The organism is Nostoc sp. NOS(2021), from assembly GCF_017115025.1.
Lineage (GTDB): Bacteria > Cyanobacteriota > Cyanobacteriia > Cyanobacteriales > Nostocaceae > Nostoc.
In genome coordinates this window covers 1-6,637 of sequence record NZ_JABXKM010000160.1, presented here as the reverse complement: position 1 = coordinate 6,637, position 6,637 = coordinate 1, and the positions used below count along the sequence as shown (strand labels likewise).

The window sequence follows — 6,637 nt, the reverse complement described above, 5'->3', positions numbered from 1 at the left end:
GGACATAAGCTAATCATAAAACACTGACACCAAGAGACTTTCAAGCCTGTTCCCTGTTCCCTGTTCCCTATTCCCTATTCCCTGCGATATGCATGATTTTGAATGATGGCCTTTGAGGATTTAATCCGGTGCAATCGGACTCAGAGGCCATTTTGTCTCTTGACAGCAATTAAGCACTAGGGCTTAATTTAGTATCCTTTTGCCTAGAATCTCAATGAATGTAATAGTGAAATTATTCCTCGACAATTTCAATTGTTTTTGGGGGCTGAACCTCTTCAGTATCAATATCTATTTCTGGACTCAGTTGATTTTTCAATTTGAGTTTTAGCTCCTCTGAAATGGGTAAATCTTTAATTTCTTTCAGGAGGAATCTCACAGATTCCGTTTTACTACGTTCTGTATAAATGGCCTTGAGAACAGCTTCAATTCCATATCCCGCGACAGTATCCCCTACAACCGTTATTAGACCAAGCAGTGCTATACCTCCGACAATGCCAAACGGCCCTCCCAACGCTGTGATGGCAGCTGCAATAGCGGCAGAACTACCCCCTGTTGTGACTGTTAGAATCACGAGAAATACGCCGGGAAGACCCAGACCAGCAAGTTTTTTAACGATTTCGTCCATTGGAATTACCTAAAATCCTTTCTTGGTTAAAACATTACTAAAGGTATGAGAGTGGAGTCTTTGTAAATCAAGAAACCTATCTCAAAACCAGACTAAACTAAATAATAGTCATTAGCGCTCAGATTGGGTTAATATTTTGGGAGTTTTTCTCTATTTACCCTGATCTGATAGTTCAGTCTTTAATCGAAGCGATCGCTAATTTTTCCATTTACAGCAGAGATAGCCACCGTTCTGGGTGAGGCTAAATAATTTTTGCCCGTTGGATCGCCACTGCGTCCTTTAAAATTACGATTGGTTGCATAAATCCCTATTTCTTCTTTTGCCAAAACCCCAAGTCCAGAATTGATACAAGCCCCACAACCTGTCTTGAGAATCTGTGCCCCTGCTTGTTCAAAAATGTCGAGATAGCCTAACTCTTGGGCTTGTTCTCGGATTTCAATGGTTGCAGGTACAATAAACAAGTTTACACCGTCTGCCAGTTGGCGACCATTCAAAACTTCGGCTGCCTGAGCTAAATCATAAAGTTTGCCCCCGGTACAAGAGCCAATAAAGGCTTTGGTAATCGGAATGTCTTCTAACTGACTAATGGCAACTACTTGATCTGGTTTCGGGGGACGTGCGACTTGCGCTTCTAAATCACTGAGATCAAATTGATAAACCCTTTCGTATTCAGCATCAGCATCGCCGATAATCTCTTCAAATTTTTCTGAAGCTCGGTTTTTTACATATTCACGTGTCACCTCATCAGGAACAATCAAACCACATATTGCACCACACTCCACAGCCATATTCGCTAGAGTCAACCGTTCATCAAAGGGCAGTTGTGCGAGGATTGACCCTCTAAACTCCATCACCTTACTGGTAGCGCCAGCACAGCCGATTTGTCCCAGGATAAACAGGATAATATCCTTGGCACTGATGTAGGGAGGTAAGATTCCAGACAACTCGAATACTAGGGTTGGAGGAACACGAATCCACATATCTCCTGTGGCATAAATATTAGCCATATCCGTCGTTCCTACGCCTGTAGAAAAGGCTCCCAATGCTCCGTAGGTGCAGGTATGGGAATCTGTACCGGCAATTACCATTCCTGGTCGGACAAACCCTTTTTCTGGGAGTAAAACGTGGCAGATACCCGCAGCTTCACCTGGGGAAACCATATCAAATAAGTGGCATCCCTGGACTTTAGCAAACTCAACCATCTGTTCATACATCAGATATGCTTTGTCATCAGCACGGATGTCGTTGACTTGGATAAAGTGATCGGCTACCAAAACCACCTTTTGAGAATCCCATAACTTTGCTCCTGCTCCATACTCTTGATAAAATGTTTTGGCCACAGGCCCCGCCACAGCATCATGTGATAAGGCTAAATCGACCTGGGCAAAAACCACCTCTCCCGGTTGGACGTAAGAATTTCCAGAGGCTTTAGCCAAGAGTTTTTCTACTAAAGTCATGGAGCGGGTTGGTGTCAGGCTGCGAGGAATGGTAATCTGACCCTGACGACGCAGCTGATTAAAAGACATTAGCCCACCGGCTGCTGCGATCGCATCAACTACAGGATTCTCCTGTTTTTCCCCCAGAATTTCTAGGGATAGTCCAATATTGATGCTATTACGATAAAAAATTTCAGCGAACGATCGCGCCCGAATCTTTTCAATTCCAGCAGCTTGCAGGGCAATGGGGGCAACTTCTCGACTGGAACCACAGCCGAAATTTTCTCCTGCTTCAATCACATTGTATTTTAGCAGTTCACCTGCGCCAATAACATGTTCTAAAGCATAGTGTTTTAAGCGATCGGGGTGATCATTTGTCGCCCGATTGGCAGGAATAATATCATCAGTATTGATATCATCTCCCAGGTGCAAAACGTTATTTGCGTGACTCATGAAGCACTCCTAATTCAGAATTTTGCACAGATGAAAGTTCTTCAAGCAAAAGCTCAACTAAGGTTGCAGTATTGACTAAAATTTCTTCTCCTTGGCTAAACAAATCAGCTGTTCGGTATCCCTTAGCTAAAATTCGGTCTTGCGCTGCAATAATCCGTTGGGCAGCCTGCACTTCCCCCCATTGCTGAAGCATTAAAATACAGGCTCCAAGGGTTCCAAGAGGATTAGCAATTCCTAAACCTGCAATGTCTGGGGCTGTACCGTGAATCGCTTCGTACAAACCAAATCCATTAGGGTTAAGACTCGCTGATCCTAATAAGCCAATTGAGCCAACTAATGCACCGCCAATATCGCTGAGAATATCTCCAAACAGATTCCCCGCCAAAATTACATCAAACCGCTGCGGATTGAGAACCATTTGCATAGCTAAGTTATCTACCAGCATGGCTTCGACGACAATGCCGGGAAACTGTGTAGCTTCTGCTTGAACTAGACTAGTCCAAGGCAAATGAGGCAAGGCGTTTTCTTTGTGGGCTACGGTGAGTAATCCTCGGCGATCTTGGGCTTGTTCTAAGGCTTTGCGAGCGATTCGACGAATCTCTTCATCGTAATAGCGCATCGTATGGTATCCGAAATCTCCTTGATCATCTGAGGAGCGTCCAGATGGGCCAAAATAGATTCCACTGACCAGTTCTCGGACGATGAGAATATCGAGTCCTTGAATTTTCTCTGGTCGAAGGCTAGATTTATGCACGAGGCTTTTAACGCTACGGATCGGGCGAAGATTGCAAAAAAAGTCAAAATGCTTTCGGAGTTCTAGCAGTCCGCCTTGAGTAACCGCACCAAATACAATCCCATCGGCTCCATCACACAGTTCGGCGGTGCCTTCAGGGAAGTAACTACCCAGTTGCTCAAAGGCAGTTGCGCCGAGCCAGCCATAGTCTACCTGCAAGGTAAATCCTTCAATTTTAGCGACGTGTTGCAGAATTTTTAAGGAAGCTTCCACAACTTCTGGCCCAATCCCTTCCCCAGGAATGGCGACGATCCGATAAGATGGCTTACTTAAAGACCCCATTTCCACCTATTTAAAATTACTGGCTCCACTTGATTCTAATTAAAAAATACTCAACTTTAGGTTGATAAAATACTACACAACTCATCGATCTCTTTACTTTTTTCTTTAATCAGTGTATTGCCTAAAGTTTGTAACTGCCGCAGATTTTCTGGCTTGGCATTATCTATTGCTTCGAGTTCACTTTTTAAGAATGTTTGAAACCGATAATAAGAAGTTTTATTACCTTTATTATTAGCCTCAAACAACCGTTCTAATTCTCCAGCTACTACTTCACTCCCACCGTCAAGCACAATATTTAACAGCGGTTTTGCCCATTGCAATAGACCCCATTTTTTCACTTCGTCATAAGGGTAGACACTCGTCAGGGAACCGGTACCCAAGGATACTACCAAGATATCCTCTGTATTCAGGACTTGTTGGTTTTCTTGTCTACTAATTTGCGCTTCTAAAATAGCCAAATTAGCTGGATTATTAGCGACTACTCCGCCATCGACTAAAGTATAGAAGCCGTTGGTATTATGGGAACTCCCAACGCGATAAGGAGCAAAATAAGTCGGAGTTGCACTAGTTGCTAGTGCCGCATCTGTAAGCGTAAAACCTCCGCACAACTTGCGAAACTTTTTCGATTCTGTCTGTTGTTTTTCCAGTTTGTTTGTAAAGAATATCGGGATTCGCTGCTCGATATCGTAGCTAGTTACGAAAACTTCTTTGAGATTATTTTCTAGAGGAGTATCACCAAAATATTGCCTGATAATTTCCTCTCTACCTTCAGAAGAATATTTTGGTTGGACGAATATATCCTCTAGCTGACCGAGTACTTGTTCCCAAAATGGCTCGTAAAATATCTCAGCGCCATACTCAAGATATATTTGCAGGAGATCCTCAGCACTATATTGGGCGACGGGTAAGCTCTCAGTGACCTCTAAATCTAATCGGGGTTTAGTTAATCCGAGTGCCAGAATTCCGCCGCTAGAAGTGCCAGAAATTAAATCGAACAAACTAAAAATCTGCTTTTGTGTCCGCTTTTCAATTTCTGCTAATATCAGTGCTGGGATAATGCCTCGAATACCGCCGCCATCAATAGCAAGTATTTTATATTTGGGATTGGCTTTCGTATTCATAGTTTTTGGCGATCGCTCCTGAGTTAATATTTGCTGTTGGATATCGACTGGAACTGTTTCGGATTTATCCTCTTTTGGCTGGGTAGTTTGAATATTCGCAGATTTTTCGCTCTGTCTTTTTGTCCCTTTTTTTGCCTTTGGGTGACGCTCCTCCGTCGCTAACGCTGGCGCTAGCACAGTTGTCGGCTGGGTTGGGATGCCAGTTTCTACAATTGGGGGAACCTCAACGGACACTTGCTGCAACTCGGCTTCACTGACAGCAGTTACTTCACCGGACTGGCTCTCTTCCTCCAGTACCAAAGTTTCCGACGGGTTTCTCTCCTCGGAACTACTCGCTGTCTGATCTTGTCTCTCACTCTCCTTTGATGATTGTGTAATTCCAAATGGAAGTTGTGCTAAATCCCAATTAGGATTGCCACGCAAGTTTCCATCATGGCCATTTTCAGTCTGGTCTTTTACAGTTGTTCCTTGTCCTTCGTTTAATATCCAGTAAGCGACTAATCCTTGTTCATTCCCAACTAGAGGCTGATAGCGATGACTCTGGATTTCCACTGGGGGGCAGGGATAATTCCAGACGCTAATGTTAGCTAATTGACCTGTGAAATATATGTTGTTGTGTAAAGTCGCGCCCAGAGTCACAGGACTAGTTGCTTTGTTTAAAGAGTTACCTGTAAAATAGCCAAAATATTCATGCTCATCAAGATATATGCTCAGTTGACCTTTATTAAAAACAATTGCAAAGAAGTGCCATTGTCCGACAGTTAATTCTCCATTGCCAAAAGTTTTAATTTTCTTTTCAAGACTCTCATCAATGAATATATCTAGGTTCCCTGATTCACTGATGCCGAACTCAAAATTATCACTATATCGATCTGAAGAACGGGCAAAAAAAACATTGCGCGTCCCATAAGTAGTGGCTTTATCTGTTAGCTGATGAGGATTAACCCATCCTGAAATCGTAAAGGCTGAACTTCCCTGAGCAAAAACACCAGCAAAATCATTTTTGCCAAAATCTATGTAATCATCTTGACCATCAAATGTCAGAACCGATTGGCTATATATCTGGTTTGTCACGATATTTTAATCTCCAAATAAGATAATTCGTAATTAATAAATGCAATAGATATAGGAATCCGATTTGATTCCTGAACTTACTTGCGTAGGGAGGGAATAGGGAATAGATGTGTACTGAGTTATTTCAAAAATAAAATACGAGTCCTATAGATAGATTAGTTATTTTTAAATACTAGGAACTATAGCTTGTTGGGAAGTATGTTAGACGACCTCTGCTCAACGTATTTTTGTTTCAACAATTATCATTAGTTAACAAATTAATTGTAGATATCAAAGGCAATTTCTAGTAAATTAGAATTTATCTATTAGATCCCAAGATTAATTTTTTGATTATAGCTTTCTTAAAACTACCATACTTAACCCAGTCTCTCAAATAATCTCAGCTTTCTCAAGAAAATGCAATAGCAGATAAGACACAAAAAGTGAAAAATTAAGACAGTTAAGACGGTTAAGTAAATAATTAAGTGGACAGTTAAGACAGTTAAGTGGACAGTTAAGACAGTTAAGACAGTTAAGCAGATAATTAAAATATTTAAAACAGTTAATAAAGAATAATTACCAACTGTAACTTCTTTGCATCTAGAGAGCCGCACAATTGGCGATCTGTTTAACGTGGGCGATCGCTAGCAGATGAATCGATAGTGACCCCTGTAACTGTTTGTCCTGATAATCCTAAAGTAATCCCCTTAATACCAGAATTCGTTGTACCTCAAGATGGATATGATAAGCTTTCCTTGTGAGAACGCAGCGGCGAAGCGTTGGATTGAAAAATACCCATACCTACAGATAAGGGACTGACAAGAAATAAATTATCCATCTTGTGGGGTGGGCATCCTGCCATTGGTGTCAAGTT

General features: G+C 41.9%; 4 protein-coding genes. All 4 read right to left on the bottom strand.

Annotation, left to right across the window (positions count from 1 at the left end; all coding sequences use genetic code 11):
* Positions 1–232: 232 nt before the first annotated feature.
* On the bottom strand, positions 233–625 hold the full coding sequence (locus HWQ41_RS19845; RefSeq protein ID WP_292766427.1) for a hypothetical protein: 393 nt from the start codon (positions 623–625) through the stop codon (positions 233–235).
* 179 nt (positions 626–804) lie between these two features.
* Positions 805–2,514, bottom strand: a complete 1,710-nt coding sequence (locus tag HWQ41_RS19840) for an aconitase/3-isopropylmalate dehydratase large subunit family protein (protein WP_292766424.1) — start codon at positions 2,512–2,514, stop codon at positions 805–807.
* Positions 2,498–3,589, bottom strand: a complete 1,092-nt coding sequence (gene leuB / locus HWQ41_RS19835; protein ID WP_292766421.1) for an isocitrate/isopropylmalate dehydrogenase family protein — start codon at positions 3,587–3,589, stop codon at positions 2,498–2,500. Before leuB ends, HWQ41_RS19840 begins: the two co-directional genes overlap by 17 nt.
* A gap of 56 nt (positions 3,590–3,645) precedes the next feature.
* Complete coding sequence (locus HWQ41_RS19830; protein WP_292766418.1) at positions 3,646–5,784, bottom strand: patatin-like phospholipase family protein; 2,139 nt, start codon at positions 5,782–5,784, stop codon at positions 3,646–3,648.
* Positions 5,785–6,637: the final 853 nt, after the last annotated feature.